Origin of the sequence: Xanthobacter oligotrophicus (assembly GCF_008364685.1) — a bacterium.
Lineage (GTDB): Bacteria > Pseudomonadota > Alphaproteobacteria > Rhizobiales > Xanthobacteraceae > Xanthobacter > Xanthobacter oligotrophicus.
This window is the reverse complement of record NZ_VTTL01000003.1, coordinates 107,898-133,977: the sequence shown is the minus strand read 5'-3', so window position 1 is coordinate 133,977 and position 26,080 is coordinate 107,898. Positions and strand designations below refer to the sequence as shown.

General features: G+C 68.1%; 20 protein-coding genes and 1 tRNA gene. 11 read left to right on the top strand and 10 right to left on the bottom strand.

Features of this window, described 5'->3' with window-relative positions:
• Positions 1-393 precede the first annotated feature (393 nt).
• A complete protein-coding gene (locus FZ033_RS05660; protein WP_149575177.1) occupies positions 394-2,910 on the top strand; it encodes a circularly permuted type 2 ATP-grasp protein in 2,517 nt (838 codons plus the stop codon).
• 69 nt (positions 2,911-2,979) lie between these two features.
• Positions 2,980-3,864 carry a transglutaminase family protein gene (locus FZ033_RS05655; protein ID WP_149575176.1) on the top strand — a complete coding sequence of 295 codons (885 nt, stop codon included), beginning with the start codon at positions 2,980-2,982 and terminating at the stop codon, positions 3,862-3,864.
• A gap of 104 nt (positions 3,865-3,968) precedes the next feature.
• Here FZ033_RS05655 and FZ033_RS05650 read toward each other — a convergent pair whose 3' ends face one another.
• Both FZ033_RS05650 and FZ033_RS05645 read right to left on the bottom strand, forming a co-directional pair.
• Positions 3,969-5,498 (bottom strand): malonate--CoA ligase, encoded by a 1,530-nt coding sequence (locus tag FZ033_RS05650; protein WP_149575175.1) that lies wholly within the window; start codon positions 5,496-5,498, stop codon positions 3,969-3,971.
• A gap of 61 nt (positions 5,499-5,559) precedes the next feature.
• Positions 5,560-6,930, bottom strand: a complete 1,371-nt coding sequence (locus tag FZ033_RS05645) for a malonyl-CoA decarboxylase (protein WP_149575174.1) — start codon at positions 6,928-6,930, stop codon at positions 5,560-5,562.
• A 296-nt stretch (positions 6,931-7,226) separates the two neighbouring features.
• Between FZ033_RS05645 and FZ033_RS05640 the strand changes: the two genes are divergently transcribed.
• The 4 genes from FZ033_RS05640 to FZ033_RS05625 all read left to right on the top strand — a co-directional run bounded on the left by FZ033_RS05640 (position 7,227) and on the right by FZ033_RS05625 (position 10,273).
• Complete coding sequence (locus FZ033_RS05640) at positions 7,227-7,904, top strand: GntR family transcriptional regulator (protein ID WP_149575173.1); 678 nt, start codon at positions 7,227-7,229, stop codon at positions 7,902-7,904.
• A gap of 347 nt (positions 7,905-8,251) precedes the next feature.
• A tRNA-Arg gene (locus FZ033_RS05635) sits at positions 8,252-8,328 on the top strand.
• A 513-nt stretch (positions 8,329-8,841) separates the two neighbouring features.
• On the top strand, positions 8,842-9,555 hold the full coding sequence (locus FZ033_RS05630) for a spermidine synthase (protein WP_149575172.1): 714 nt from the start codon (positions 8,842-8,844) through the stop codon (positions 9,553-9,555).
• A 16-nt stretch (positions 9,556-9,571) separates the two neighbouring features.
• Positions 9,572-10,273, top strand: a complete 702-nt coding sequence (locus FZ033_RS05625; protein WP_188079358.1) for a DUF2161 domain-containing phosphodiesterase — start codon at positions 9,572-9,574, stop codon at positions 10,271-10,273.
• A 157-nt stretch (positions 10,274-10,430) separates the two neighbouring features.
• Here FZ033_RS05625 and FZ033_RS05620 read toward each other — a convergent pair whose 3' ends face one another.
• Genes FZ033_RS05620 through FZ033_RS05595 form a run of 6 tightly spaced genes read right to left on the bottom strand, consistent with a single transcriptional unit; the run spans position 10,431 to position 15,756 of the window.
• Positions 10,431-11,246: an ABC transporter ATP-binding protein gene (locus FZ033_RS05620; RefSeq protein WP_149575170.1), complete on the bottom strand. Its 816-nt coding sequence runs from the start codon at positions 11,244-11,246 to the stop codon at positions 10,431-10,433.
• Positions 11,247-11,284: 38 nt separating this feature from the next.
• Entirely contained in the window at positions 11,285-12,289 is a 1,005-nt protein-coding gene (locus FZ033_RS05615; protein ID WP_149575169.1) for an ABC transporter substrate-binding protein, read from the bottom strand.
• 50 nt (positions 12,290-12,339) lie between these two features.
• Positions 12,340-13,140: an ABC transporter permease gene (locus FZ033_RS05610; RefSeq protein WP_149575168.1), complete on the bottom strand. Its 801-nt coding sequence runs from the start codon at positions 13,138-13,140 to the stop codon at positions 12,340-12,342.
• A gap of 24 nt (positions 13,141-13,164) precedes the next feature.
• The gene (locus FZ033_RS05605; protein ID WP_149575167.1) at positions 13,165-14,004 is read right to left on the bottom strand and encodes a fumarylacetoacetate hydrolase family protein; all 840 of its coding nucleotides are present in this window, start codon (positions 14,002-14,004) and stop codon (positions 13,165-13,167) included.
• The gene (locus FZ033_RS05600) at positions 14,001-14,693 is read right to left on the bottom strand and encodes a DUF4286 family protein (RefSeq protein WP_149575166.1); all 693 of its coding nucleotides are present in this window, start codon (positions 14,691-14,693) and stop codon (positions 14,001-14,003) included. Before FZ033_RS05600 ends, FZ033_RS05605 begins: the two co-directional genes overlap by 4 nt.
• A gap of 19 nt (positions 14,694-14,712) precedes the next feature.
• Positions 14,713-15,756 (bottom strand): NAD-dependent epimerase/dehydratase family protein, encoded by a 1,044-nt coding sequence (locus FZ033_RS05595; protein WP_232847344.1) that lies wholly within the window; start codon positions 15,754-15,756, stop codon positions 14,713-14,715.
• A gap of 236 nt (positions 15,757-15,992) precedes the next feature.
• Here FZ033_RS05595 and FZ033_RS05590 point away from each other — a divergent pair, with 236 nt between their 5' ends.
• The 3 genes from FZ033_RS05590 (at position 15,993) to FZ033_RS05575 (ending at position 19,531) form a co-directional block, all read left to right on the top strand.
• Complete coding sequence (locus FZ033_RS05590) at positions 15,993-16,859, top strand: IclR family transcriptional regulator (protein ID WP_149575165.1); 867 nt, start codon at positions 15,993-15,995, stop codon at positions 16,857-16,859.
• A gap of 64 nt (positions 16,860-16,923) precedes the next feature.
• Positions 16,924-18,384, top strand: coding sequence for an enolase-like domain-containing protein (locus FZ033_RS05585; protein WP_188079321.1), 1,461 nt, complete (start codon positions 16,924-16,926; stop codon positions 18,382-18,384).
• Between the two features lie 640 nt (positions 18,385-19,024).
• Entirely contained in the window at positions 19,025-19,531 is a 507-nt protein-coding gene (locus tag FZ033_RS05575; protein ID WP_149575164.1) for a peptide deformylase, read from the top strand.
• 40 nt (positions 19,532-19,571) lie between these two features.
• Here the strand turns inward: FZ033_RS05575 and FZ033_RS05570 are convergent, their stop codons facing one another.
• Positions 19,572-20,009, bottom strand: a complete 438-nt coding sequence (locus FZ033_RS05570) for a VOC family protein (protein WP_149575163.1) — start codon at positions 20,007-20,009, stop codon at positions 19,572-19,574.
• Between the two features lie 92 nt (positions 20,010-20,101).
• Here FZ033_RS05570 and FZ033_RS05565 point away from each other — a divergent pair, with 92 nt between their 5' ends.
• Positions 20,102-20,980: a LysR family transcriptional regulator gene (locus tag FZ033_RS05565; protein WP_149575162.1), complete on the top strand. Its 879-nt coding sequence runs from the start codon at positions 20,102-20,104 to the stop codon at positions 20,978-20,980.
• A gap of 24 nt (positions 20,981-21,004) precedes the next feature.
• On the opposite strand, the gene mgtA is transcribed toward FZ033_RS05565, so the two are convergent.
• On the bottom strand, positions 21,005-23,581 hold the full coding sequence (gene mgtA, locus FZ033_RS05560) for a magnesium-translocating P-type ATPase (protein ID WP_188079320.1): 2,577 nt from the start codon (positions 23,579-23,581) through the stop codon (positions 21,005-21,007).
• 359 nt (positions 23,582-23,940) lie between these two features.
• Here mgtA and FZ033_RS05555 point away from each other — a divergent pair, with 359 nt between their 5' ends.
• Positions 23,941-26,028, top strand: a complete 2,088-nt coding sequence (locus FZ033_RS05555) for a hybrid sensor histidine kinase/response regulator (protein WP_149575161.1) — start codon at positions 23,941-23,943, stop codon at positions 26,026-26,028.
• Positions 26,029-26,080: the final 52 nt, after the last annotated feature.

Genomic DNA, 26,080 nt, shown 5'->3' with positions numbered 1-26,080 from the left:
TGGACGAGCTGTCGGGCTGGTCGAAAACTGTTGGTAAACAAACGACCGGTGTAGGGTTGCTGCTTGAGCCGGGTTAGCCTGGGACCAGCGGGAACTGCGCTTTGGCCCGGCCTCCATCTTCACGCGGAAGGCCCGACACGTGCGGGGCCGGCGGAAGTGCTCCGCACAGGGGTCGGCCTCGACCTCTTCCAAAGAAGAGTGCATCCGGCGCCGGGCGGGTCATAATGGGGCGTTCGGGAACGCCGGGCACCTTGAGCGCGTTGCCATCGGATTGCGGTGCAATCCGATGGGTAAAATGTGCTCTTCTCTTAGGCTTAGAGGCGGGTTCAGATTTTGGACGGGATCGCTGCGCACATTCCGCCCACACCGAATCCGGCCCTGGAAGGGGTAGTCGTGTCGGGGGCCGAGCAGCGGAGCGAGGTGTTTGAACGGGCGGCCGCGGAAAGCCTCATCGGAGGCTACCGGACCCTGCCCGGCATCCGCGACGAGATGATGGACCAGGACGGCCAGCCGCGCCGCCACTGGATGCCTTTCCTCGCCGCCCTCGCCGAACTTGGCTCCGACGAACTGCGCCGACGCTTTTCCGCTGCCGACCGCTATCTGCGCGATTCGGGCGTCTTCTATCGCGTCTATGACGATACCGGCGGCGGCGAGCGGCCGTGGTCGCTCAGCCACATGCCGCTGCTCATCGAGGATGCGGACTGGCAGGCGCTCTCCGCCGGCCTCATCGAGCGCGCCGAGCTTCTCGAAGTGGTGCTTCAGGATCTCTACGGCGCCGGCCATCTCGTCGCCGATGGCGACCTGCCCGCCGCGGCCGTGGCCGGCAGCCCCGAATTCCTGCGGCCGCTGGTGGGCATCAAGCCCGAGGGCGGGCGCTTCCTGCGGGTCTATGCCGCCGATGTGGGACGCGGGCCGGATGGCCGCTGGTGGGTGCTGGCGGATCGCACTCAGGCGCCGTCAGGCGCCGGCTATGCGCTGGAGAACCGCCTCGCCTCCACCCGCGCCCTGCCGGACGTGTCGCGCAACCTCAACATGCAGCGCGTCGCCTCCTTCTTCCAGGCGCTGCGCACCTCGCTGATGAAGCTCGACCGGACCGGGGAGGGGCGCATCGGCCTGCTCAGCCCGGGTCCCCTCAACGAGACCTATTTCGAGCACGCGCTGCTGGCCCGCTATCTCGGCTTCCTCTTGGTGGAGGGCGAGGACCTGACCGTGCGGGGCGATACGCTGCATGTGCGCACGGTGGCCGGGCTGCGGCGCATCGACGTGCTGCTGCGCCGGCTCGACGCCGACTTTGCCGATCCGCTGGAGCTGAATGCCGGCTCGCGGCTCGGCGTGCCCGGCCTGGTGCAGGCGGTGCGCATGGGCGGCGTGTCGCTGGCCAATGCGCTGGGCACCGGCCTCATCGAGGCGCCGGCCCTGCTCGCCTTCCTGCCGCGCATCGCCACCCGCGTGTTCGGCCGGCCGCTCAAGCTGCCGCACGTGGCCACCTGGTGGTGCGGCCAGCCCGCCGAGCGGGCGCAGGTGATGGAGCATCTGGACGAGCTGGTCATCTCCTCGGCCTTTGGCCGCGCCTTGCCGGGCCTGCCGGATGGCGGCTCGGTGCTGGGCGCCGACCTGACCGCCACCGACCGGCGGCGCCTGTCCACCCTGCTTGCCCGGCGTGGCGGCGACGTGGTGGGCCAGGATATCGCGCGCCTGTCCACGACCCCGGTGTGGACCGGGGAGAAACTGACGCCACGCCCCTTCATGCTGCGCGTCTTCCTCGCCGCCACCGACAAGGGCTGGACGGTGATGCCCGGCGGCTTCTGCCGCATCTCCTCCGCACCCGACGCCCGCGCCGTCTCCATGCAGAAGGGCGACCGCTCGGCGGATGTGTGGGTGCTGGCGGACGAGGCGGTGTCGGACACCACGCTGCTGCCGAGCTCGGCCAACGTGAAGGTGCGCCGCTCCTCCGGTACGCTGCCGAGCCGGGCGGCGGACAATCTGTTCTGGCTCGGGCGCTATGTGGAGCGCGCCGAGGCGACGCTGCGGCTGTCGCGGGTGCTGGTGGGCCGCCTCGCCGAGAGCGGCGACAGTGGCGCCAGCCCCCTGGTCACGCGCCTACTCGGCCTTCTGGGCGCCTGGGGCGCCATGCCGCGCGATCTCGCCCGCGCCACCCCGGCCCGCTATGCGGTGGCGGTGCTGACCCGCCGCGACGTGCCCGGCGCCCTGCCGCAGCTGGTGCAGGCGGCCCGGGCCTCGGCCTCGGTGATCCGCGACCGCTTCTCGCCCGACGCCTGGCGGGCGCTGGTGGACCTTGAGGCTTGCGTGGACGCGCCCATCGCCACCGCCCCGTCCGAGGCGGACGCGGCGGAGCGGGCGGATGCCGCCCTGCGCATCATCGCCGCCTTCTACGGCCTCGCCTCGGAGAACATGAACCGGCTGACCGGCTGGCGGTTTCTGGAACTGGGCCGTCGCACCGAGCGGGCCATCGGCACCCTGCGCTTCGCCCGCACCTTCGGCGAGGTGGGGGCGCCGCTGGGCTCCCTCGATGCGCTGCTGCAGGTGGCCGACAGCCTCATCACCTACCGCACCCGCTACGTGATGATGGAAGCGCGCGGGCCGGTGCTGGACCTGGTGCTGCTCGATCCCGACAATCCGCGTTCGGTGGCGTTCCAGGTGCACCGCATGGCCAACCATCTGAAGGTGCTGCCGGGCCGTGACCAGGATGCGCCGCCGCCGCTCTGGGAGCGCCTTGTCGCCCGCATGCAGGCAGAGCTGGCCGCGAGCACGGCGGATAGCTTCGAGCCGGCCTGGTTCAACGCCATGGAGAAGATGCTGATGGAGCTTTCCGATGAGATCGCCGCCCATTACTTCCTCCAGGGTCATGCCCCGGAGATGACGCCGTCTCTCTCCCATGTGGGCGCGTAGCCCGCGCGGCGATTGAGCAAGAGGGATCCCGGATGCGGCGCATCCGAGGGATCCGCGAGGAAGGGACAGATGCTCTACGACATCCGCCAGACCACCACCTACAGCTATCAGGTGCCCGTGCGGGTGGTGCGGCAGGTGCTGCGCATGACGCCGGTGGACCGCATCGGCCACCAGCACGTCATCGCCCACATCCTCGACATCGATCCCGATCCGGCGGAGCTGGAGCACGGCATCGACTTCTTCGGCAACGGCCTCACCTGGCTCACCATCGACCAGCCCCACGGCCATCTCTCGCTTACCACCCGCAGCCGGGTGGACGTGACCTCCACCGCCCTGCCGGACCCGGAGGAGACGCTGCTGGTGGACGACGTGCGCGCCGCGGCGCTGGAGGAGGCGGACCTCGGCCCGGATGCGGCGGCCCACGGCCTGTTCCCGAGCCGCGCGGTGCCGCTCGACACCGAGATCACCGAGTGGACGGCCACCAGCTTCCGCGGCGACCGCCCGGTGCTCGAGGCGGGGCTGGAACTGATGCATCGGGTGTACGAGGATTTCACCTACCAGCCCGGCGCGACCCATGTGGCCACCCCGCCCCACGAGGCGTTCGCCGCCAAGGCCGGTGTGTGCCAGGACTTCGCCCAGGTGATGATCGCCGGCCTGCGCGGCCTCGGCCTGCCGGCGCGCTATGTGTCGGGCTATCTGCGCACCATCCCGCCGGAGGGCCAGCCGCGCCTGGAAGGGGCGGACGCCACCCACGCGTGGGTGGAGATCTGGTGCGGGCCGGAGGCGGGCTGGATCGGCCTTGATCCCACCAATGCCATTCCGGTGGGGGACGACCACATCATCCTCGCCGTCGGCCGCGACTATGCCGATGTGGCGCCGGTGGACGGGGTGATCGTCACCTCCGGCGACCATCGCCTGTCCGTAGGCGTGGACGTGGCCCCCGTGGTGCGGTGAGGCCAACACGCGTTGCCGCAAGAACACGCGTTGCCGCAAGGCTGTGCGGCGCCTGAGCGCCCCCGGCGCCGGTCAAAGACCGGGACCGCTGGCATGAGCGCGCTTCACGCTACGGCGCGGAAGATGTCCTTGTAGGTGTCGCGCAGCACGTTCTTCTGCACCTTGCCCATGGTGTTGCGCGGCAGTTCGGCTACGAAGAACACGCGCTTGGGCTGCTTGAACTTGGCGAGCCGGCTCTCCAGCGCGGCGTGGATGTCCGCCTCGGTCAGGCTGGCGCCTGCCACCTTCACCACCACGGCGGTGACGCCCTCGCCGAAATCGGGGTGGGGCACGCCGATCACCGCGCTTTCCGCGACGCCGGGAATGGCGTCGATCTCGCCTTCCACTTCCTTGGGATAGACATTGAAGCCGCCGGTGATGACGAGGTCCTTGCCCCGGCCGACGATGTGCACGTAGCCCCTGGCGTCGATCTTGCCGAGATCGCCGGTGATGAAGAAGCCGTCGCGGAATTCCGCCGCCGTCTTCTCCGGCATGCGCCAGTAGCCCTTGAAGACGTTGGGGCCCTTCACCTCGATCATGCCGATGTCGTCAGTGGACAGCACCCGCCCGCTCTCCGGATCGGTGACGCGCAGGGAGATGCCGGGCAGGGGGAAGCCCACGGTGCCGGCGATGCGGTCGCCGTCATAGGGGTTGGAGGTATTCATGCCGGTCTCGGTCATGCCGTAGCGTTCGAGAATGGCGTGGCCGGTGCGCTCGAAGAAGGCGCGATGGGTCTCCGCCAAAAGCGGCGCAGAGCCGGAGACGAACAGGCGCATCTTCGCCGTCGCTTCGCTGGTGAGGCCGGGCTGGTCGAGGAGGCGGGTGTAGAAGGTGGGCACGCCCATCAGGCTCGTCGCCTTGCCCGCCGCCATCAGCTCCAGCGCCTCGCGCGGATCGAACTTCGCCCGGAAGATCATGGCGGCGCCGGCCAGAAGCACGATGTTGGAGGCCACGAACAGCCCGTGGGTGTGGAAGATGGGCAGGGCGTGGAGCAGCACGTCGTCGCCCGTGAACCGCCATTCGTCCTTCAGCGTCAGGGCGTTGGACAAGAGGTTGTCGTGGCTCAGCATGGCGCCCTTGGCGCGGCCCGTGGTGCCGGAGGTGTAGAGGATGCCGCCGAGGTCTTCCGGCCCGCGCGGCACGTCGGCAAATTCCGTGGGCAGGTTCGCGGCCCCGTCCGTCAGCGATCCGGTGCCGTCGGCGCCCAGCGTCTCGATGGAGGGCACGCCGAGACGCGTCGCCAGGGCGCGGGCGTCGGCCTCGATGTGGGGCGGGCAGACGAAGAGCGTGGGCTCCGCGTCCGAGAGGAAATACTCCACCTCGTTCAGGGTGTAGGCGGTGTTGAGCGGCAGGTAGACGCCGCCGGCGCGCACCGTGGCGAGATAGAGCGCGAGGGCGGGCCAGGACTTCTCCACCTGCACCGCCACCCGGTCGCCGGGCTTCACGCCGCGCGCCACCAGCAGGTGGGCGAGGCGGGCGGAAAGCGCCAGCGCATCGCCATAGGTCTCCACCCGCCCGTCTATGAGGCTGGCGAGCGGGGTGTCGAGGGCGGGCATGGCGGCGCGGATGGCGCCGAAGAGATGGTTGTCGCTCATCGTTTCTCTCGTGCCATCGGCCCCTTCTTCCGGGGGCCGATCTGGTTTGGTCCGTCCTGCTTCAGGAGGTGGGAACGAGCGCGCGGCTGGCGGCCTCGGCCTTCAGCAGCTTCTTCACCGGCCCGCTCGCCACCACCTCGCCCTTGCCGAGGAAGGCTTCGTGGTTCTTCTCGATGTCCGCCAGCACATAGCGGTAGTTCACCATCAGCCCGGCGGCCTGGGCGATGCCCTTGGGCGAGAGGTCGCCCATGGGGTTGATGCGCTCCAGCCGTGCCCCGTTGCCAAGGTGGAAGCGCGCCACCGGGTCCACCGGCTTGCCTTTGGTGGTGCGGGCGACGAGGAAATAATAGGCCGCCGCCGCCGAGAGCACCGGCACCAGCGCCTCGCGCGTCTCCGCCTTCTCGGCCCAGTCCGGGGCATCGAGCGCCGCCAGCGCCTCGCGATCGAGGGCGGTGAGCGCGGGGGAATTCTCCGCCTTGCGCTCGGCATCCAGCCAGGCGCGGAAGCCGGGCACGGGGGAGAGCGTGACGAAGGTGGAGAGCGAGGGGATCTCGCGGGAGATCTCCTCCACCACCTGCTTGATCAGGAAGTTGCCGAAGGACACGCCGCCGAGCCCGCGCTGGCAGTTGGAGATGGAATAGAACACCGCGGTGGTGGCCTTTTCCGGCTCCAGATGCGCGCGCGATTGGTCCAGCACCGGGGCGATGCCGCCGGGAATGTCCTTCATCAGCGCCACTTCCACGAAGATCAGCGGCTCGTCCACCAGGGCGGGGTGGAAGAAGGCGTAGCAGCGCCGGTCCGGCGTATCCACGCGGGCGCGCAGATCGTTCCAGTCGCGGATGGCGTGCACCGCCTCGTAGCGGATGATCTTTTCCAGCACGTTGGCGGGCGTCGACCAGTCGATGCGGCGCAGCACGAGAAACCCCCGGTTGAACCAGGACGAGAACAGATGGCCGAAATCCCGGTCCACGGCGGCAAGATCGCGGCGATGGACGAGGGCGTCCATGAGATTCTCGCGCATGCGCACCAGGGAGAGGGTCGCGCCGGGGCCGAGGTTGAACCGGCGGAACAGTTCCTGCCGGCGCGGCTCGCTGGCGAGATGGAGTTCGGCCGCCGCCGCGTCCGAGCCGGTGCGGCCGTAGCTCTCGATGGCTTTTTCAAGCCGCGCCCGGTCCGGCCCGAAGGTCTCCGCCAGCGCCTCGAAGAAGGCGATGCGCTCGCCGGTCTTCATGCGGGCGTAACGGTCCAGGATGTCGGAGGCCAGCGCCACGCCGGAGGCCTCGCCCCGGCCGGAGAGAAGCTGCTCGCACCGCTCCACCAGGGTCGCCGCCTTGGTGGCGCCGGACACCCGGCTCGACCGGTCGAGCAGCGAGCGCCCGCGCTCCGCGATGGAGGTGAGGAGGTCGCCGAAGAAGGAAGTGTTGGAACTCATCGCATCGCCCCGCCGTGGTCTCAGAGCCCGCTGTCGAAGCGCCTATGGGAGAGCGGGAAACCGGCAATGGCAAGGCGCGCGTGCGCCGCATGCCCCATCTCTTTCGGCTGAGGGCGTCCGGGCGCTGCGGCGCGTGGACGGTGCCGCGAGGAAGGATGGGGCATGGCGACCTCTGCGACTAGGATGCATGGAATGAAATCCAGTTTGGATTTTTTGTCAATAATCTTGTATACAAGATTATTGTAAGTGCATCCTTGGCGTCGGCGCAGCGACGATGGAGCGAACGGAGGCGGATCGTGCGCGGCGAGCAGACCCCGAGGCTGAGGGAGGCGCTGGAGGAGGACATCGTCTCCGGCCGGCTGCGACCGGGCCAGAGGCTCGACGAGGTGGGGCTCGCCGAGCGCTTCGGCGTATCGCGAACGCCGATCCGCGAAGCCTTGATCCAGCTGTCCGCCTCGGGCCTCATCGAGATCCGCCCGCGCCGCGGCGCCTTCGTAGTGCTGCTTGGCCCCCGCGAGCTGCTGGAATCCTTCGAGCTCATGGAGGAACTGGAAGCCGCCTGCGCGCGCCTGGCTGCCCAGCGCATGGGAGCCGCCGATCGTGCCGCCCTGGCCTGCGCCCATGCCGCCTGCGGGGCGGCGGTGGCGGCAGGGGACCCATCCGCTTATTATACGGCCAATGCTGCGTTCCACGCCGCCATCTATGCCGCCACCGGCAATCGCGTGATCCATGGCGAGGCCCTGCGCCTGCAGCGGGCATTGCGGCCCTATCGCCGGCTGCAGCTCAACGTGCCGCGCCGCATGGAGGCGTCCTTCGCCGAACACGAGGCCATCATGGCGGCGCTTTCCGCCGGCGACGGCGTTGGGGCTGCGGAGCGGATGCGCGCCCATGTCCAGGTTCTGGGCGAGCGTTTCATGGCCCTGCTCGCGGCCTTGCAGGCGCAAGCCGAGGCTTCGTCGGGCAGCGCCCTCTAAATTCAAGAAGGAGCCTGCGCCGGCTCAGCCGACGGATTGTTCCGGCCGGGTCCTGGTCCTGGCGCGCGGGCGATGTGGCCGAGCTCCGGGAGATCCATTGGGGACGCCGCGGCCACAGGTCCCGACGCCTGTTGCCGCCCGCGACGGCTTCCAGTATGAAGGCCGAAGTGACGTCCGCGCCACGCGTCGGTCTGCCAGCCAGAAGCAGCATCGCCTTCCAAGGGCGGATGCCACTCCGGCCGGTGTGTCAGGCGAGAAGACAAGAGTTTGTAAGTTCAGTGTCTTGCAAGGATGGTCCGGGAGAGCTTTTCTCTCGTGGAAAATCCGCGTAAGCCCTGCAGCAGCAGGCACCCGTAGCTCAGCTGGATAGAGCGCTGCCCTCCGAAGGCAGAGGCCGCACGTTCGAATCGTGCCGGGTGCGCCATTTCTTAAATAAAATCCTGGACTTGTGCGGCGCGGGGAAGCCCCCGTTCCTTGGCGGCGGATCTGGGTCACCACCGGGTCACCACGCGACACAAAATCGGGCATGGTGCGCGGCTCTCACGAGCCGGCGACCAACTCCCCGCCGGCATGCCGCATACGGGCGGCCTCTGGTCGCTCCTGTTGCCCGACAAGGAGGGCGCGGATGGTCTCTCTCGCGTCTCCGCCGCACGTCTCTAGCGAGAAGCCCAGTGCCGTGTGGACACTCAGCGTTCTGGAGGGTGGCCGCTCTCTGAAGGTTCGGATCCCGTAACCGAGCCAACGCCTGCTCCTGGCGCGGTCGGGCACGGCGAAAGCGGTCAGTGGGACCTCTGCTTCGCCTTAAACCTCAACTTGGGACACCAGCCCGCTCATCGAGAGACGGTACGTGGTCGTCTCCTCGCCGGTGGCGGGGGGACGGAGGTTTGGCCTATATACGGCGGCTCGCGAAACGCGATCCTCAACCGAAGAGTGACCCGTGATCCCCTGGTTGCAGCTCGACACCGCGCAAGTGCCCGATGGCGGCGGCCAGCTCCGCCTGATGCAGCGCGGCGCGGAATTCTCGATCATGGCCGGCTCCATCGAGCTGATGAACAGTCGCCTCAGCGGGTCGGAAGAGGCGCTCGCCACGATGGTCTGCGCCAGGCTTCGGGACCGCCCCAAGCCACATGTGCTCATCGGGGGGCTGGGCATGGGTTTTACCCTTCGCGCGGCGCTCGCCGAACTCGGGCCCGATGCCCGTGTCACCGTGGCGGAACTGGTGCCGGCGGTGGTTGCGTGGGCGCGGGGCCCCATGGCGGAGATCTTCGCAGGTTGCCTGACCAATCCGCGCGTCAGCATCCGCGAAGAGGACGTGAGCGGCCCGATCCGCGCCGGCCGGGCGACGTTCGATGCGATCCTGCTTGATGTCGACAACGGACCCGAAGGGCTGACACGCGCGGCCAACGACCGGCTTTACGATAGTGCCGGCCTCAACGCGGCCAGGGCGGCGCTGCGACCCGGCGGCTTGCTGGCCGTCTGGTCATCGAGACCGGACCAAAATTTCACCCAGCGGCTTCGCAAGGCGGGGTTTGGCGTCGAAGAGGCGCGGGTGCGGGCCAATGGAGGGCGCGGGGGCGCGCGCCATATCATCTGGATCGCCACCAATCCGGAGGTTCGCCCTCCCGGCCCTGCCCGGCACAGGCCGGCCTGATGACGGAGAGCGTATCCTGGAGACATCCCTTTATCCGCCGGTGAAAGCGTTTCTGGAAGGCCTCGGCTTTGCCGTCAAAGGCGAGGTCGGCGGCTGCGACCTGGTTGCGCTTGCAGGAGACGGAATACCGATCGTGGTCATCGGGGAATTGAAGCTCAGCTTCAATCTGGAACTCGTCCTCCAGGCCGTCGACCGCGCTACCGCCTGCGACGAGGTCTGGCTCGCAGCGCGCACATCGGCGCGCGGAAACGGACGGGAAAGCGACTCGCGTTTCCGCAACCTGTGTCGACGCCTTGGTTTCGGGATGCTCGGCGTCTCGCCTGCGGGCGAGGTGACGATCATCGTCAGTCCCACGTCTCCCATGCCGCGCAAGGATCCGCGCCGCAAGTCGCGGCTCGTGGATGAGCACCGGCGCCGGGTGGGCGATCCGGCGGTGGGGGGCGGGTCTCGTACACCCATCATGACCGCATATCGGCAGCAGGCGCTCGCCTGTGCCCTGGCCATGACGGAGGCCCCCAAACGCCCGCGCGATCTTCGTGCGTTCGCGCCCAACGCCGGAAAAATCCTTCTGGACAATGTCTATGGCTGGTTCGCCCGTGCAGATCGCGGCATCTACGGCCTCACGCCGGCGGGGCGCGAGGCACTGATCCGCTGGCCGGCGGTTCCAGGTGCTGAAGGAACCATCCTCGCCGCGAAGGCGGACGACGACAGCCCCTAGGTTCCGATTGCAACCGACCCGCGGAGGCCTGAACACGCTGCAACGCGTCCCCTCGTCAAACCTGAACTGATGGGGTGGATGCCCCCTCCTGCGGGCACGTATGGTGCCTGAGCAGCGCCGTCGCGGCGCTTTCAGGGGAGGAGCACATGCCGGGTGTTCAGTGGTCGAGATTGCCTGCGGCGAAGAAGTGTTTGCGGATCTCCTTTGTGAACCGCACGAAGGCCGGCTCACCCATGATGGAAAGGTCACGCGGGCGCGGCAGGTCGATGTCGTAGATCGCCTCCACTGCGCCGGGCCGGCTCGACATGACCACCACGCGGTCGGCGAGATAGACCGCCTCCGGGATGGAGTGGGTGATGAGCAGCACCGTCTTGCCGGTCTCGATCCAGATGCGCTGCAGCTCGGCGTTCATGCGCTCGCGGGTCATGGCGTCGAGGGCGCCGAAGGGCTCGTCCATCAGCAGCACGCCGGGATCGTGCACCAGAGCGCGGCAGATGGCGGCGCGCTGCTGCATGCCGCCTGACAATTCCCACGGAAACCGGTCCTCGAAGCCTTCGAGGCCTGCGGTCTTCAGCAGCCGCGCGGTGGTCTCACGGTAGGCGCCCACATTGCGCCCGCGCATCTCCACCTGAAGCAGGATGTTGTCGCGGACGTTGCGCCACGGCAGCAGCACCGGGCTCTGGAACACGATGCCCACGTCGTCGAGTGGTTCCTTCACCGTCTTGCCGGCGATGGAGATGGTGCCGCTGGTGACCGGCAGGAGGCCCGCCACCAGCTTCAGCAGGGTGCTCTTGCCGCAGCCGCTCGGCCCGACGATGGCGACGAACTCGCCGCGCGCGATGGAGAGGTCGAAGGGCCGCAGCGAGGGCACCGCGCCGGTCTTCGACCGGTAGGTCTTGGTGACGGCGGAAATCTCGATATGCGTCTCGCGGGCCGCGGCCACGGGGGTCGCGGCATGAGCAGGAAGGACCATCGCCGAGGCTCTCGTTGCAGTGGGGCTCAGGGTGCGGCTCATGGCAGGAATTCCGCGGTGTAGTAGTCGGAGACCTTGCCGCGATCGGCTTCGCTCAGGCCGCCATACTGGCTGAGCACGTCCAGGGTGTCGGTGATGAGGGCCGGGTTCATCTGGAACGGCCGTGGGCCAAGCGCGTTCGGGGCGCTGTAGAGGGCCTGGGCATATTGCAGGCTGCGCAGCTGCGCGTCGGGAAGCCCCATCTTGGGATAGGCGATCAGAAGCAGGTCCACGGCACCCTTGGGATCGGCCATCGCCGCCTCGACGGCGCGGGTGGTGGCGCGCATGAAGCGCCGCACCAGGTCGCCCCGGTTCTTGATGGTGTCGTGGTTGGCGACGATGCCGAGGCTGACGAGGTTCACCCCCGCATCGGTGAAGCGCAGCATGGTCACCGGCTTGTTGATGATGTCGGGCAGGCGCGCGCCCTGCTCGGTGGTGAAGCCGATGAGCCCGTCGGCCTGGCCGTTCACCACGGCGTTGAGCTTGGTCTGGGCATCGCCGGCCACGGTGCGGAAGCTGCCGTCGGCAAGGCCCACCTTCTTCAGGTACAACGGCCAGATGGGGGTCAGCGCATCGCCGGGGGTGATGGCGATGGTCTTGCCGACGATGTCCTTGGGGTTCTTGATCTTGCCCTCGGGGGTGATGACGGCGGCGGGGGTCCGCTGCAGCAGCACGCCCACGGACTTCACCGGGGCGCCCTTCGTCGCGGCCTTCATCATCACCGATACGTCGGCAAGGCCGAAGAGCACGGTTCCGGCGGCCACCGCCTGCACCGTGACGCTGGAGCCCCGCCCCTCCTGGATCTCAAGGTCGATGCCCTCGTCCTTGTAGAACCCCTTGTCGCGCCCCAGCACGAAGGGCGCATGCTCGCCATAGGCGAACCAGTTGAGCATCAGCACCGCCTTGTCGAGGGGCTTTTCGAGGGGCTTGTCGGCGGTCTGGGCCAGGGCCGGTGCGGCCAGACCGGATGCTAAGCATACAGCGACGAGAATTCGCCAGAACATGGTTTCCTCCTCCGGTGATTTTGTTTTTACTTTTGTAGTCTTGCGTGTCGTCAGGCGGCCCCGCCCCCGCCCGTGCGGCGGGACGCATGCCAGGGGATCATCAGGTGCTCCAAAAGGTCGAGGGCCATGAACAGGATGACCCCCATCATGGAGAGCACGAACAGGGCGGCGAACATGAGCGGCAGGTCGAAATTGCCGTTGGCGATCTGCAGTACGTAGCCAATGCCGGAGTTCGACCCCACGAACTCGCCCACCACCGCGCCCACCACCGCGAGAGTGATGGACACCTTCAGCCCGCCGAAGATGCCCGGCAGGGCATGGGGCAGGCGGATGCGCAGGAAGGTCCGAAGCGGCCCTGCGCGCATGGAGCGGGCAAGGTCGATCATCTCCTGGTCGATGCTCTTCAGCGCCAGCACGGTGGAGACCACCACCGGAAAGAAGCCGAGCAGGAAGGCGGCGATGATCTTCGGCACGATGCCGAAGCCGAACCACACCACGAACAGCGGCGCCACCGCGATCTTCGGCACGCTCTGGGAGAACACCAGCAGTGGGTAGAGATAGCTTTCGATGGTGCGGGACGAGGCGATCAGCAGTGCCACCGGAATGCCGAACAGCGCGCTGAGCAGGAAGCCGCCCAGGGTGGCGTAGAGGGTGGGCAGGCTTTCGCGCAACAGCAGCGGCCATTGGGCGATCACCTGCTCCACCACCAGCGACGGGGCGGGGATGAGATAGGGTGGGATCTTGAAGATCCGCACCGCGATATCCCAGCCGACGAGGATGACCGCCACCAGCAGCAGCGGTCGCGCGGCCTCGGAGGAGGCCAGTTTCTTCAGGCTATCGAGCAAGGCCATGGCAGGCGCCTTTCCGGTGCTGGATCAGACGACGTGCTGGTGCTGGTCGCCGAGACGGGCGATGCCGAGCCGCACCTGCGCGCCACGGGCAAGATAGGTGGGGGGCTTCAGGCCGAGGCCGACCCCGGCCGGCGTGCCGGTGATGAGCAGGTCGCCGGGGGCGAGCGTCATGAAGCGGCTCACGTAGCTGACCACCTCCGCCACCCCGAAGATCATTTCGGCGGTGGAACTGGACTGGCGCAGGATGCCGTCCACCTCGCAATACATGTCGAGAGACTGCGGGTCCGGCACCTCGTCGGCGGTGACCAGATAGGGCCCCACCGGACAGAAGGTGTCGTGGCTCTTGCCCTTGGTCCACTGCCCGCCGCGCTCCAGCTGATGCGCGCGCTCCGACACGTCGTGGGCGACGCAATAGCCGAAGACGTGATCGAGGGCGGAGGCCAGCGGCACGTCCCGCGCGGTCCGTCCGATGACCACGCCCAGCTCCACTTCCCAATCCGTCTTCTCGGCGCCCTCCGGCAGGCGGATGGCATCGTTCGGGCCGGAAAGCGAGGTGGTCGCCTTCAGGAACAGGATGGGCTCGGAGGGGATGGCGGCGCCGCACTCGCGGGCGTGGTCATGGTAGTTGAGGCCGATGCCGACGATCTTGCCGATATCGGCGAGCGGTACCCCGAGGCGCACCGCCCCCTCAACGACGGGAAGCGTTTCTGGATCAATGGCTTGCAGTTCGGCCAGGCGGGCCGGGTCGGCGAACAGGAACCTGTCGAAGTCGCCGATGTGTTCGGCAAGGCTGCGCAGGGAGCCGTCGGGGGCGAGAAGGCCGGGGCGTTCCTGCCCCGCCGCGCCGTATCTGAGGAGTTTCATTGCACGTCCTTCCGGGCGGGACCGCGCAGATCTTCAGCGCGGATGCGGGTTTCCAGCCAGTAGATGCTGCGGTCGAGGTCATGGATGCCGGGCGAGAGCCGTCGTTCGACATGCTCCGCCACCGCCTCCGCCTGGGCGCGGTCGAGCGCCTCCACGGCGATGAGGTAGCGCTGGCTGCCGGGGCCGCCGGAATAGATCCGGCGCTCCGCCGTCATGATGCCGGACGCCTCCGCATCCACCTCGTAGAGCCCCCCCGACACGGCGGCGGATCCGGTACCGGAAAGCGCCTCAACCACCTGATTTTCCAGCACTTCAGCCGGGCGTTCATCGTCGAAGCGCAGGAGCAGGACATAGGGCGCGTAGCCCCCTTCCGACCTCACCGCCCTCAACTTGCGATAGAGCGTGCGGGTGGGATTGCGGAAGTGGGTCAGGGCCTCCTTCGTCCATGGGGTCGGCCGGTTGAGGGCGGAAAGATAAGCCTCGCTCCGCAACACTTCCGGTCCGGCGGTGATGTAGCACATGAAGAAGTTCGGGCCGCCGGGGGCGCCGCGATAGCGACGTCCCTCGATGAAGCCGGGAATGCCGAGACGCTCGGGAATGTGCTCGCAATTGTGCCATTCCTGGTAGCGGAGCTGGTAGTCCTGGTCGATGTCGGACCAGAAGCCCATGAAGCCGAGATTGCCGTTCATTGGTGCGGCCTCCCGGGGCTCAGAACAGGCCGTCGCGGACTTCGTAGCGGGTCGGCTTGCCGTAGATGGGCATGTCGTTTTCCACCCAGTGGGCGACCCAGTCGATCATCCGGGCCAGCGGCACGTTTGGGTATCCGAACAGCCGCTGGGAGAGGTAGGTGCTGTTGATCCAGCCCGTGGGCTCTTCCTCGCCGTCGAAGATCGGTGCCTTCCCGAACTTCTCGCCGAAGGCGTGGGCGATGGCCCGCACGCTCGCCTGTTCCGGGCCACCGATGTTGATGGGCGAGGTGGGCACGGTGGCATGCTTCAGGCAGCGCAGGATCTGCGCATTGGCATCGCCCTGCCAGATGACGCTGGCATGGCCGGTGCGGATCGGGATCGGCTCGCCCTTGATCACCCACTGGGCGATGTCGTGCAGCACCCCGTAGCGCAGGTCGATGGCATAGTTCAGCCGGATGAGCCGGCCCGGCGTGCCCCAGCTGTGGGAGCCGTACTGGAACGCGCGCTCGCGGCCGACGCAGGAATTGGCGTAGTCGCCCACCGGGCGGGGCTGCACCCGCTCGTCCCAGCCATTATGCGCCACCACGCCGAACGGATAGACGCACAGGGTGGAGAAGGCGACGATGCGGGATTGGCGATAATGCGCGGCGATGGTGGCCGGCACCATGGTGTTCATGGCCCAGGCGAAGGACGGATCCTCATTGGTGCCGAACTTCTTGCCGGCCATGTAGACCACATTGGCGGCCTGCGGCAGACGCGCGACCGCGGACTGGTCGAGCAGGTCGCACTTGATGGTCTCGATGCCCCAGCCCTCCAGCTCCTCCTGCGATCCGGGCTCGGAGAAGCGGGCGACGCCGATCACCCTCTTGTCGGGTGCCGCGCGCTTGGTCATGCGGGCGAGGGAGGGACCAACCTTGCCGGCGACGCCGAGGACGACGATGTCGCCCTCCACCGTGGCGAGATCGTCGATCAGGCCCTGGGTCGGCCGGGAGATCAGCTCTTCGAGCTGGGCCTCGGTCTCGATGAGGTCGGGAAGGGTGTCGAAAGTCAGGCGTCCACTCAAGGTACGGCTCCCTGTGCTGGGCGGCCCTGCCGGGGTAAGGGCCCGTCGGCGGCGGCCTCTGATTAGGTAACTGCGTTACCATTGATGAATGGGATATATGCACCGATTTTGGGAGTCAACTGGCTTCAATCTGAATTCTGCACGCAAATCTGCCGTTGCGCCCTGCATGAATATGAGTAACACTGTTATCAAATATGGGTATCGCCGTTAGCGGCAGTAGACATGGTGCGTGAGACATGGTGCGAGAGACGGCAAAGATCGTGACGCCGGGGCGGTCAGAGAAAATCGATGAGACCATCATTTCGGTCGAGCGGGCGTTCGAGATCGTCGGCATGCTGGCCGATTCCGTGGATGGATTGCCCCTGTCCGAGATCTCGCGCCGGCTGGCCCTCAACAAGTCGATCGTCAGCAAGCTGCTGAATACGCTCGAAGGCATGAATCTGGTGTGGCGCGACGAGCGGGCCCAGCGCTACTACCTCACCTATCGCATCAGCAATCTTGGCCTGCGCCACCTGCAGACGAGCCGCCTTCTGGACCAGTGCTCCGCCGCCCTGCGCCAGCTGGCGGAGGAGACCGGCGAGCTGGTCCGCCTGGCCATCGTCGAGCCGGGCGGCCAGCGCATCGTCTGGGTGCAGTCCTTTGCCGGGAGCAAGCGCTCCCTGCGCATCGATCCGAACTACACGCTCGAAATCGGCCTTCACACCCATGCGACCGGCAAGGCATGGCTATCAACGTTACCCTTTGAGACCGCCCTGAAACTGCTGCTTCAGCATGGCCTCGAGCCGGCCACGGCCTATTCCAAGACCTCCATCTCGGACATTCGTGCCGAGCTGGAGGAAGTGGCGCGCCGGGGCTTCGCGCTAAGCTATGAGGAGAACGAACTGGGCGTGGGCGCGGTAGCCGCGCCGATCAAGGCGCCCACCCTCGGCGGGGCTTCCGAATGCGTCGGCGTGGTGAGCCTCGCCGCTCCTACCAACCGCATGAGCCGCTCCGATCTCGAAAGCTGCGGCTCCATCGTCGTTTCCACCACCACGCGGCTCGGCGAGACCTGGCCGCTGGAGGCACGCGCGCGCAGCGGCGCCTTCCCGCGCATGGTGGAATAGGGGCCGGCCGCGCGCGCGGCATCGGTTCTCATCTTGCTCCCTTCCTGCTTCAAGAGGCTGTTCCATGAGCAGACCGGAAGACGTGCGCGTGCGTCTGGTCGAGGCCGAACTGACGGAACGCACAGTGCGCCTGCGCCTGCCGTTCCGCTTCGGCGTCACCACCATGACGGAGGCCCGGCAGGCCGTGCTGCGGGTGCGCATCGCGCGGGCCGATGGTGGCGGAGCGGTCGGCATCGCAGCGGAATGTCTGCTGCCGAAATGGTTCGATAAGAACCCGCAGCTCACCGACGCCGACAATGTCGAACAGTTGCGCACCGCCCTCGCCATTGCCCTCGACCTCTACCGGCACGCTGGCACCGATACGCCTTTCGGTCTTTCGGCCCGCGTCTATCCGCAACAGCAAGCAAGCTGCCGCGTGGTGGGGCTGAACCCGCTGGTGGCATCCTACGGCCCGGCACTGATCGACCGGGCGATCCTTGACGCGGTGGGGCGCATGCTCGGCCTGTCGTTTGCCGAAATGATCACGGCGAACGTGCCGGGCCTGGCCGTCACCGAGCTGACGCCCGACCTTGCGGGCTTCGACCTGCCCGGATTCCTCGCCGGCCTTGCGCCCGCCGACAGCATCGCCGTGCGCCACACGGTAGGGCTGGTGGATGCCCTGGATGCCGGCGACCTGGATGCGGCGGCGCCGGATGACGGTCTGCCGCGCACGCTGGCGGAGGTGGTGCGGGCCTATGGCTGCCGCTACTTCAAGATCAAGGTGTCCGGCGACCCGGCGGCGGACCTCGACCGGCTCCAGGGCATCGCCGCCGTCCTGGACGGGTCCGCCGGAGACTACCGCTCCACCCTCGACGGCAATGAGCAATATGGCGACGTGGAAGGCATCGCCGAGCTATGGCGCCGCATCGATGAACACCCGGCCCTGAAGCGGCTCGCGGCTTCCGTTCTATGCATCGAGCAGCCCATCAAGCGGGCCGTGGCGCTGGAGCGGGATGTCCGGGCGCTCTCCATGCTCAAGCCGATGATGATCGATGAATCGGATGGCGATCTCGACGCCTTCCCGCGTGCCGTCGGGCTCGGCTACCAGGGCGTTTCCAGTAAGACGTGCAAGGGCTTCTACAAGTCCATCCTGAATGCGGCGCGGGTGGCCCGGCGCAATGCCGAAGGGGGCGGCGGACGCTATTTCGTCTCCGCCGAGGACCTGTGCACCTGGGCCGGCATCTGTACGCAGCAGGACATCGCCCTCGTCTCGCTGCTCGGCCTCACGCACCTCGAGCGCAACGGCCACCACTATATCGACGGAATGAGCTTCGCCCCTGATGACGAGCAGGACCATTTCGTGGCGAAGCACCCCGATCTTTACCATCGCGCCCCGGGAAAGCCGGCTCGCCTGACGATCCGGGACGGCCAATTGGCAATCGGGTCACTCAATTGTCCCGGATTTGCTGTTGGCGTCATCCCGGATGACCGGAAGCTCCTCCTTCAGGACCTTGACGCCCCATGCCGCCGGGCTGAATCCAGCTGACGGCGGAAACCGGCGTCTAGGAGGTGTGGACGACCTTGATGAGGATCAAGCTTCAGGCAAGAGCGACGATGGCGTCGGAGCCGCATTCGATCTTCTCGCATCTTAGCACGACGCGTTTGAATCGCTTGAGCTTTCCGAAGCACTGCTCGATGCGGGCGCGGCCCCGATAGAGCGCCTTCGGAAAGAAGACCGGCCGGGTTTTCGCGTTGGATTTGAAAGGGATGACCGGCGCGATGCCGCGGGCTCGGGCGACGGCCCGGTCGGCCTTGGCGTCATAGCCCTTGTCGGCGAAAAGGATAGCCGCGGCTAAAGCTCATCTAAAATTCTTGATTATTCGCAGTATGATAATTAATTTCTTCGCGCTACTTCGTAATTTCGACGGAGCTACCAGTAATCCCTGCCGAAGGCAGAGGCCGCACGTTCGTATAGTGCCGGGTGCATCAGCTCCGAAATTGCAGCCCGAAACGTCCGTTGGAAACTTGAACGGAGAGGCTGGATCTGCCACTCCAAAGCCCTCTTGCGCGCGACGCGGAGGTTCTGAGAAGGAGGGCTTCAGCGGCGTGCGCTTATCGTTGAGGCACTTGGAGCGTCAGGGCTTCCAGGGGCGTACCAGAGAAGCGGCGGCGCGAGGCAGCGGATCGTGACGGCAAGGCAGATCATCATCTTCCCGGATGCGCGCCTGCGCAGCGTGGCCGCGCCTGTGACCGTCTTCGATGAAGAGCTGGCACATCTCGTCGCCGACCTGCTCGACACCCTGCGTGCCGCGCCGGGGATCGGGATCACGGCACCGCATATCGGCATCGGCAAGCGAGTGGTGGTGTTGGAGCTTTCGGCCGAGGACGGCGTGCGCGCCTACATCAATCCGCAGATCGTGTGGGCCTCGGCGGAGCTGATCCGGCATCCGGAAGGCAGCGTCTCCATGCCCGGCGTGTCGGAGGAGGTGGAGCGCCCGGCGCGCGTCCACGTGCGCTACCAGGACCTGAGCGGCGCCGAACACGTCGAGGAGGCCGAGGGCCTGCGCGCGATCTGCCACCAGCACGAGATCGACCAGCTCGACGGCGTGTTCTGGATCCAGAGGCTCTCGCGACTGAAGCGGGAGCGCGTGATCAAGCGCTTTGAAAAAGCCCGGGGTACGCCGCGGGGCTGAACCCGCGCCGCCCCCCGGCTTCACACCTCATACGTTACGTTCACTTGGCGAACAGCTGGCCCAGGTCCTCGAACGCCTTGATCTCGATGGCGTTGCCGCTCGGGTCGCGGAAGAACATGGTGGCCTGCTCGCCGGGCTGGCCCTTGAAGCGCACATAGGGCTCGATGTCGAAGCGGGTGCCCGCCGCCGTCAACCGGTCGGCCAGGGCCTGCCAGTCGGCCATCTTCAGCACCACGCCGAAGTGCGGCACGGGCACGTGATGACCGTCCACCGCATTGCCGCCCCGGTCGGCCTCGGCCATGCCCGGCACCACATGGGCGACGATCTGGTGGCCGTAGAAATCGAAATCGATCCATTCGTCGGAACTGCGCCCCTCGGGGCAGCCGAGCCTTTCGCCATAGAAGGCGCGGGCGGCGGCAAGATCATGGACGGGGAAGGCGAGGTGGAAGGGGCGAAGCGAGGTGGAGGGAAGCGACATGGGGGCAATCTCCTGTGCGGCTCCTTGCTACGCCATGCCGATAGGCGATAAAAGCTGCTGGAGCCTGACTTCAAGAATCAGGAAAACTGCGGATGGACACCGAGTTCGTCAGGACCGCCATCGCCGTCATCGAGGAGCGGTCCATCGCTGCCGCGGCGCGCCGGCTCGGCCTGACCGCCGGGGCCGTGGCGCTGCGGATCAAGACGCTGGAGAGTGAGCTTGGCACCGTGCTGATCGGCCGGGCCGGGCGGAGCATCGCGCCGACCGCGTCTGCGGCGCGGCTGCTGCCGGGCCTGCGCGCCATGGTCGACCAGGCCACCGACCTCCAAAGGCGCGCGAGCGACAGCGGCGGCATCGCCGGCGAATTGCGGCTCGGCACCATCGCCACCGCAAGCACCGGGATCCTGCCGCCGCTGCTGTGCACCCTCACGAAGCGTCATCCGGACCTCGACGTGATGATCGAGCCGGGAACCTCCCTCGACCTGTGCGAGCGGGTGCTCGACGGCTCGCTCGACGCCGCCATCGTGGTGGAGCCGCCCGCGCCTTTGCGCAAGGGCGAGCGCTTCAGCCCCTGGGCCGTCGAGCCGCTGGTGCTGATCGCGCCTCCCGCCTGCGCCGGACGCGATCCGCTTTCGCTGCTCTCCAGCGAGGCCTTCATCCGCTACGACCGGCGCAACTGGGGCGGCCGGATCGTCGACCGTTTTCTGCGCACCACCGGGATTGTGGTGCGCGAGCGGATCGAACTGGACGCCCTGGACGGGATCGTGGCCATGGTCTCCGCAGGCCTCGGGGTGGCGATCATCCCGGACTGGACCGGGCCGCGCCTTGAAGGGGCGAGGGTGGTGACCCTGCCGCTGCCGCCGCCCCAGCCGACACGCACCATCGGCCTTTACAGCCGCACCCTGTCGATCCGCCAGGACCTGATCGCCCTTGTCGAGGACAGCCACCGCGCCGGTACAGGCAACACGTGACCGGCCGGGCACAATAGTCACGGGTCACGGTGCGCCGGGCGCGACCCCGATGCGCTTTCGTCCGCTGAGGGCCAGGGGCTTCAGCACCTCGGCGCACACCAGATAGGTGACGACCACGCCGGCGATGCCGAGGAGCATGGCGGGCGGCGGCGCCTCGAAGCCGAACCAGGCGCCCATGGGCGTGAAGGGCAGCACTAGTGCCACCAGGAGCGCCACCAGCGAGGAGATGGCCAGCGCCGGGCTAGGCAGGTCCTGCCACGGCCGGCCGTTGGTGCGGATGATGAAGATGACGAGGATCTGCGTCGCCATGGATTCCAGGAACCACGCGGTGCGGAACGCGTCCGGCGTGGCGTGGAACACGAACAGCAGGGCGCCGAAGGTCAGGAAGTCGAACAGCGAGGAGAGCGGCCCCATCACGCCGGCGAAGTGCAGGAGGCCGTGCATGTCCCAGACCTGCGGTCGCTGGGTCGCCTCGGGGCGCACGTCGTCGAACGGGATGCCGATCTCCGAGAGATCGTAGAGCAGGTTGTTCAGCAGGATCTGCGTCGGCAGCATGGGCAGGAACGGCAGGGCGATGGAGGCCACCGCCATGGACAGCATGTTGCCGAAGTTGGAGCTTGCCCCCATGCGCACGTACTTGAGGATGTTGGCGAAGGTCCGCCGGCCCTCTTGAACGCCGTCGGCCACCACTTCGAGGTCGGAGGCGAGCAGGATCATGTCGGCTGCGGCCTGGGCGACGCCCGTCGCCCCCGCCACCGACAGGCCGATGTCCGCCCCCTTCAACGCCGGGGCGTCGTTGATGCCGTCGCCGAGATAGCCCACCACCGCGCCTCGAGCCTGCAAGGCTTTGATGATGCGCGACTTCTGGTCGGGCGCGAGGCGTCCGTAGGCGTCCACGGTCTGCACCCGGACGGCCAGGGCATCGTCGCTCAGCGCGGCGATGTCGGTGCCGGACAGCACCGTCTGCGCGTTCAGCCCGACGAGGCCGGCGAGGCGCTTCACCACAATGGGATCATCGCCCGACAGGATCTTCAGCCGCACGCCGGCCGAGCCGAGCCGGGCGATGGCGGTTGCCGCCGTGGCCTTGGGCGGATCGGCGAAGGCGCACAGGCCCTCGAACACCAGCTCCTTCTCGTCGTCGGCCTCGATCTCATGGGTCGCGCCGGACCATGCCCGCGAGGCGATGGCGATGGTCCGCAGGCCGTCCTGGGCCAGGGCATGGACCGTTTCGAGGGCGTGCGCGCGCTCGGTCTCGCCCATGGGCGAGCGGACATCGCCGGCCCGCTGCGCCGTGCACAGGGCAAGCACCGCTTCGGGCGCGCCCTTCACGATCAGCAGCGGCCCTTCCGGGCCGGCTGCCAGAACCGAACCCAGGCGGCGCGAGAAATCGAAGGCCTGCCGGCCCGACAGCACCCAGCCTTTCGCAGCCTCAGCGGAACTCGCCACCAGCGCCGCATCGAGCGCGCCGCGATCGCCGCCGAGGTCCGCCGCGACAGCACCCAGCCGGGCGGCGCGCGGGTCGTCGGCCCCCGCCGCATCGAGGCTGCGGGCCAGCGTAATCTCGGCCGAGGTCAGCGTCCCGGTCTTGTCGGTGCACAGCACCGTCATGGCGCCCAGATCGTGGATGGAGGCCAGCCGCTTGACGATGACCTTGCGGGCGGCCATCCGCATGGCGCCGCGGGCCAGCGTCACCGTGGTGATCATGGGCAGGAGTTCGGGAGTCAGGCCCACGGCCAGGGCCACGGCGAACATCAGTGAATCGAGCGCGGGGCGTCCGAACGCCACCCGGGTGGCCAGCACCACGAGCACGAGGCCGAGCGTCAGGCGGGCGATCACGAGGCCGAACTGGTGCAGGTCGCGTTCGAAGGGCGAGGGCAGCTGCGCCTGCGCCAGCGCCGAGGCGGCGGCGCCGAACACGGTGTTGCGCCCGGTGCCGACGGCGAGCGCGAGTGCCTCCCCGGTCTGCGCCACGGCGCCACGGAACAGGGCATTGGTGGCCTCGCCGGGGCTTTCACCCGCGCTCGGGCCGGCGCGCTTCTCCACCGGATAGGGCTCGCCGGTCAGGGCCGCCTCGCCGGCGGTGAAGGCCCGGCTTTCGAGGATCAGCGCATCGGCGGGGATGATGTCGCCTGCCCGCACCCGCAGGAGGTCGCCGGGGACCACCTGGTCCACCTCGATCTCGCGGAAGACGCCGTCGCGCTTGACCTCGGCCTTGAGCGCCACCGAGCGGCGCAGGATCTCCGCCGTCCGGGCGGCATGGCCTTCCTGCACCGTGTCGAGCCCGATGGAGACCACCAGGATCACCACGATGATCGACCCGCCCACGGCATCGCCGGTCAGCACCGAGACGATGCCGGCGGCAAGCAGGATGAGGGAGAGGGGTTCCAGCAGGCGGCGGAAGATTGCTCGGGCGAGGCTGTCGGCCTTCGCCTCCACATCGCTGTTCGGCCCGTATTGCGCAAGCCGGCGGGCGGCATCATCGGTGCCGAGGCCGTCGTGCCCGCAGCCAAGCAGGGCGCTGATCGCTTCGGGGGGCTGGGTCCAGAAGGCGCGCAGGCTGTCGGGCCGCTTTTGCCGGGAGGTCTCGGAGACGATGTTCAAGATGCTCCCCCGATCCCGGGACCATGCGCGGGTCCCGGCATGATGCCCATCTTCGTACGTCCGGACGATGTCGAAGCACGATCATTGCGCCGCCGTCCCGGCCCGCGCCCCGGGCGCGTCCGCATGGAGATCGCCGGGGAGGGCGCATGGGAGAATGACAAGGCCGTCCGGCGCGATCAATTGCGGGTCACCCCGGAGGGCGCGGCCAGCGCGGGGCGGCCGGGTTGAAACCGGGCTGAAACAATGCTGGCCTACTCAGCCTCGCCGAAGCGCGCGTGGCGCCGCTCCCAGCCCAGTCGCGCGGGGCTATGCCAGTGGGCCCGCAAGACGGCAGGAAGACGGCGAGGCAGGAGGACGCCATGACATCGCCTCTGGACATGCAGGAGATCGCGCCGGACGGCCGTGGCGATGCAAGCCTCGTCCGGCTCTCCGACCTCGGCCTGTTCACGGCGCTGTTCCAGTCCATCCCCGGCCGCGCGGTGCTTCTCGACAGCTCCGGCGTCTGCCGCTTCGCCAACCAGGAGTTCATGGATTTCATCGAGCGCAGCCGGGACGAGGTGATCGACCGGCCCGTGCAGGATTTCCTTGAGCCCTGCGTGTTCGAGTCCTACGCCCCGCTCATGGAGCGGGTGTTCGGCGGCGAGCTGGTGCGCCGGGTGGCCTGGGTCGATTACGGCCGCCTGGGCAAGAGATACCTGGAGGAGGTGATCTCGCCCTACCGGGCGGACATCACCGGCCCGGTGGTCGGCTGCTTCGGCGTCGGCCGCGACCTCACCGACATGAAGCACCAGGAGATGGAGATCGTCCGGCGCACGCAGGCGCAGATGGAGGCCGAGGCCTATCACGCCGCCATCGTCGGCACTGCCCTCGACGGCATCGTGGTGGTGGACGAAGACGGCACCGTGGTGGATTTCAACCCGGCCGCCGAGCAGATCTTCGGTTACCGGAAGGAGGAGGCCATCGGCCGCTCCATCGCCGAGCTGCTGGTGCCGCCGGAATTGCGCGCCGCCCACGCGGCAGGCATGCGCTCCTACCTCGCCACCGGCATCACCCGGCTGATCGGCCAGCGGCTGGAGCTGCCGGCGCTGCTGGCCGACGGCACGCGCATTCCCATCGAACTGGCCATCACCGACGTGACCCGTGGCGAGCGCCGGCTGTTTGCCGCGCACATGCGCGACCTGCGCGCCGCCAAGCGGGCGGAGGAGGAGATCAAGCGGCAACGCAACGCGCTTCATCAGAAGGAAAAGCTTGCGGCGCTGGGCTCGCTGCTCGCGGGCGTCGCCCATGAGCTGAACAACCCGCTGTCGGTGGTCACCGGCCAGACCATGCTGCTGCGCGAGCAGGTGCTGAAGGAAGCCAATGTGCGATCCGCGGGCCTGCCCAGCCTTGAGAAGGTGATCCAGCGCTGTGATCGCATCGAGACGGCCGCGCACCGCTGCGCCCGGATCGTCCGCAGCTTCCTCGACATGGCGCGCCAGCGCGAGGCGGAGCGCCGGGCCACCAATCTCGCGGACGTGGCGCGCGAGGCCGTGGAGTTGCTAGGCTACAACATGCGGGCCTCGGGGGTGAACGTGTCCCTCGCGGTCGAACCCGGCCTGCCGCGCCTGATGCTGGACGCCGGGCAGATCCACCAGGTGTTGCTCAACCTGCTGGTCAATGCCCAGCAGGCGCTGGAGGAGAAGGCCGGCGAGCGGCTTGTCTCCGTCTCGGTGGCGGCCGATGCGGACCGCAACGCCGTGCTGATCCGGGTTGCAGACAACGGTCCGGGCATCGCCGAGAACATCCGCTCGCGCATCTTCGATCCGTTCTTCACCACCAAGCCCCAGGGGGTGGGCACCGGGATCGGGCTTGCCGTCTCGCGCGGGCTGATCGAGGCCCATGGCGGCACGCTGGAGCTGGGCACGGGCCCCGATGGCGGCGCCCTGTTCACCATCCAGCTGCCGCTGGAGGAGGTCGCCGCCGAAGCGCCGCCAGCCGGCACGCAGGAGCATGCGCATGACGCGGCCGGCGCGCATCTGGGATCGGTGCTGATCATCGACGACGAGCCGGACATTGCCGGGCTGCTCGCGGAAATCGCCGAAGGCAGCGGCTACGTGGCTGTGGTGGCGCACAGCGGCCGGGAGGCGCAGGCGCTGCTGGCCCGGGCTGCGCCCGCCGCTCGCCCGGCCGATTTCGTCGGCATCCTGTGCGACATCCGCATGCCCGATGGCGATGGCCCCAGCCTCTACAACTGGCTGCTCAGCCACCGGCCCGACCTTTCGACGCGGATCGGGTTCATCTCCGGCGATACCCTGGGCCCGTCGGCCGGGCGCTTCCTGGCCCGTTCGGGCTGCCCGCTCATCGAGAAGCCGTTCACCCCCGCCGATGTGCGCGCCTTCCTCGGCGCTCTCGTTCGCGACGCGGCCCCGCCGCCTGAAACAACTGAAACACGGCGGACCGAGAGCTGACCGCCTGCAGCAACACATGTCGGTCAAAGTGCGCCCCGTTCACCGCAAGGGA

Bases quoted from the DNA above. Each gene is read 5' to 3' on its own strand.
- FZ033_RS05655 (WP_149575176.1), top strand. From the start codon at position 2,980: ATGCTCTACGACATCCGCCAGACCACCACCTACAGCTATCAGGTGCCC.
- FZ033_RS05650 (WP_149575175.1), bottom strand. From the start codon at position 5,498: ATGAGCGACAACCATCTCTTCGGCGCCATCCGCGCCGCCATGCCCGCC.
- FZ033_RS05645 (WP_149575174.1), bottom strand. From the start codon at position 6,930: ATGAGTTCCAACACTTCCTTCTTCGGCGACCTCCTCACCTCCATCGCG.
- FZ033_RS05620 (WP_149575170.1), bottom strand. From the start codon at position 11,246: ATGGTCCTTCCTGCTCATGCCGCGACCCCCGTGGCCGCGGCCCGCGAG.
- FZ033_RS05615 (WP_149575169.1), bottom strand. From the start codon at position 12,289: ATGTTCTGGCGAATTCTCGTCGCTGTATGCTTAGCATCCGGTCTGGCC.
- FZ033_RS05610 (WP_149575168.1), bottom strand. From the start codon at position 13,140: ATGGCCTTGCTCGATAGCCTGAAGAAACTGGCCTCCTCCGAGGCCGCG.
- FZ033_RS05605 (WP_149575167.1), bottom strand. From the start codon at position 14,004: ATGAAACTCCTCAGATACGGCGCGGCGGGGCAGGAACGCCCCGGCCTT.
- FZ033_RS05600 (WP_149575166.1), bottom strand. From the start codon at position 14,693: ATGAACGGCAATCTCGGCTTCATGGGCTTCTGGTCCGACATCGACCAG.
- FZ033_RS05590 (WP_149575165.1), top strand. From the start codon at position 15,993: ATGGTGCGAGAGACGGCAAAGATCGTGACGCCGGGGCGGTCAGAGAAA.
- FZ033_RS05585 (WP_188079321.1), top strand. From the start codon at position 16,924: ATGAGCAGACCGGAAGACGTGCGCGTGCGTCTGGTCGAGGCCGAACTG.
- FZ033_RS05570 (WP_149575163.1), bottom strand. From the start codon at position 20,009: ATGTCGCTTCCCTCCACCTCGCTTCGCCCCTTCCACCTCGCCTTCCCC.
- FZ033_RS05565 (WP_149575162.1), top strand. From the start codon at position 20,102: ATGGACACCGAGTTCGTCAGGACCGCCATCGCCGTCATCGAGGAGCGG.
- FZ033_RS05555 (WP_149575161.1), top strand. From the start codon at position 23,941: ATGACATCGCCTCTGGACATGCAGGAGATCGCGCCGGACGGCCGTGGC.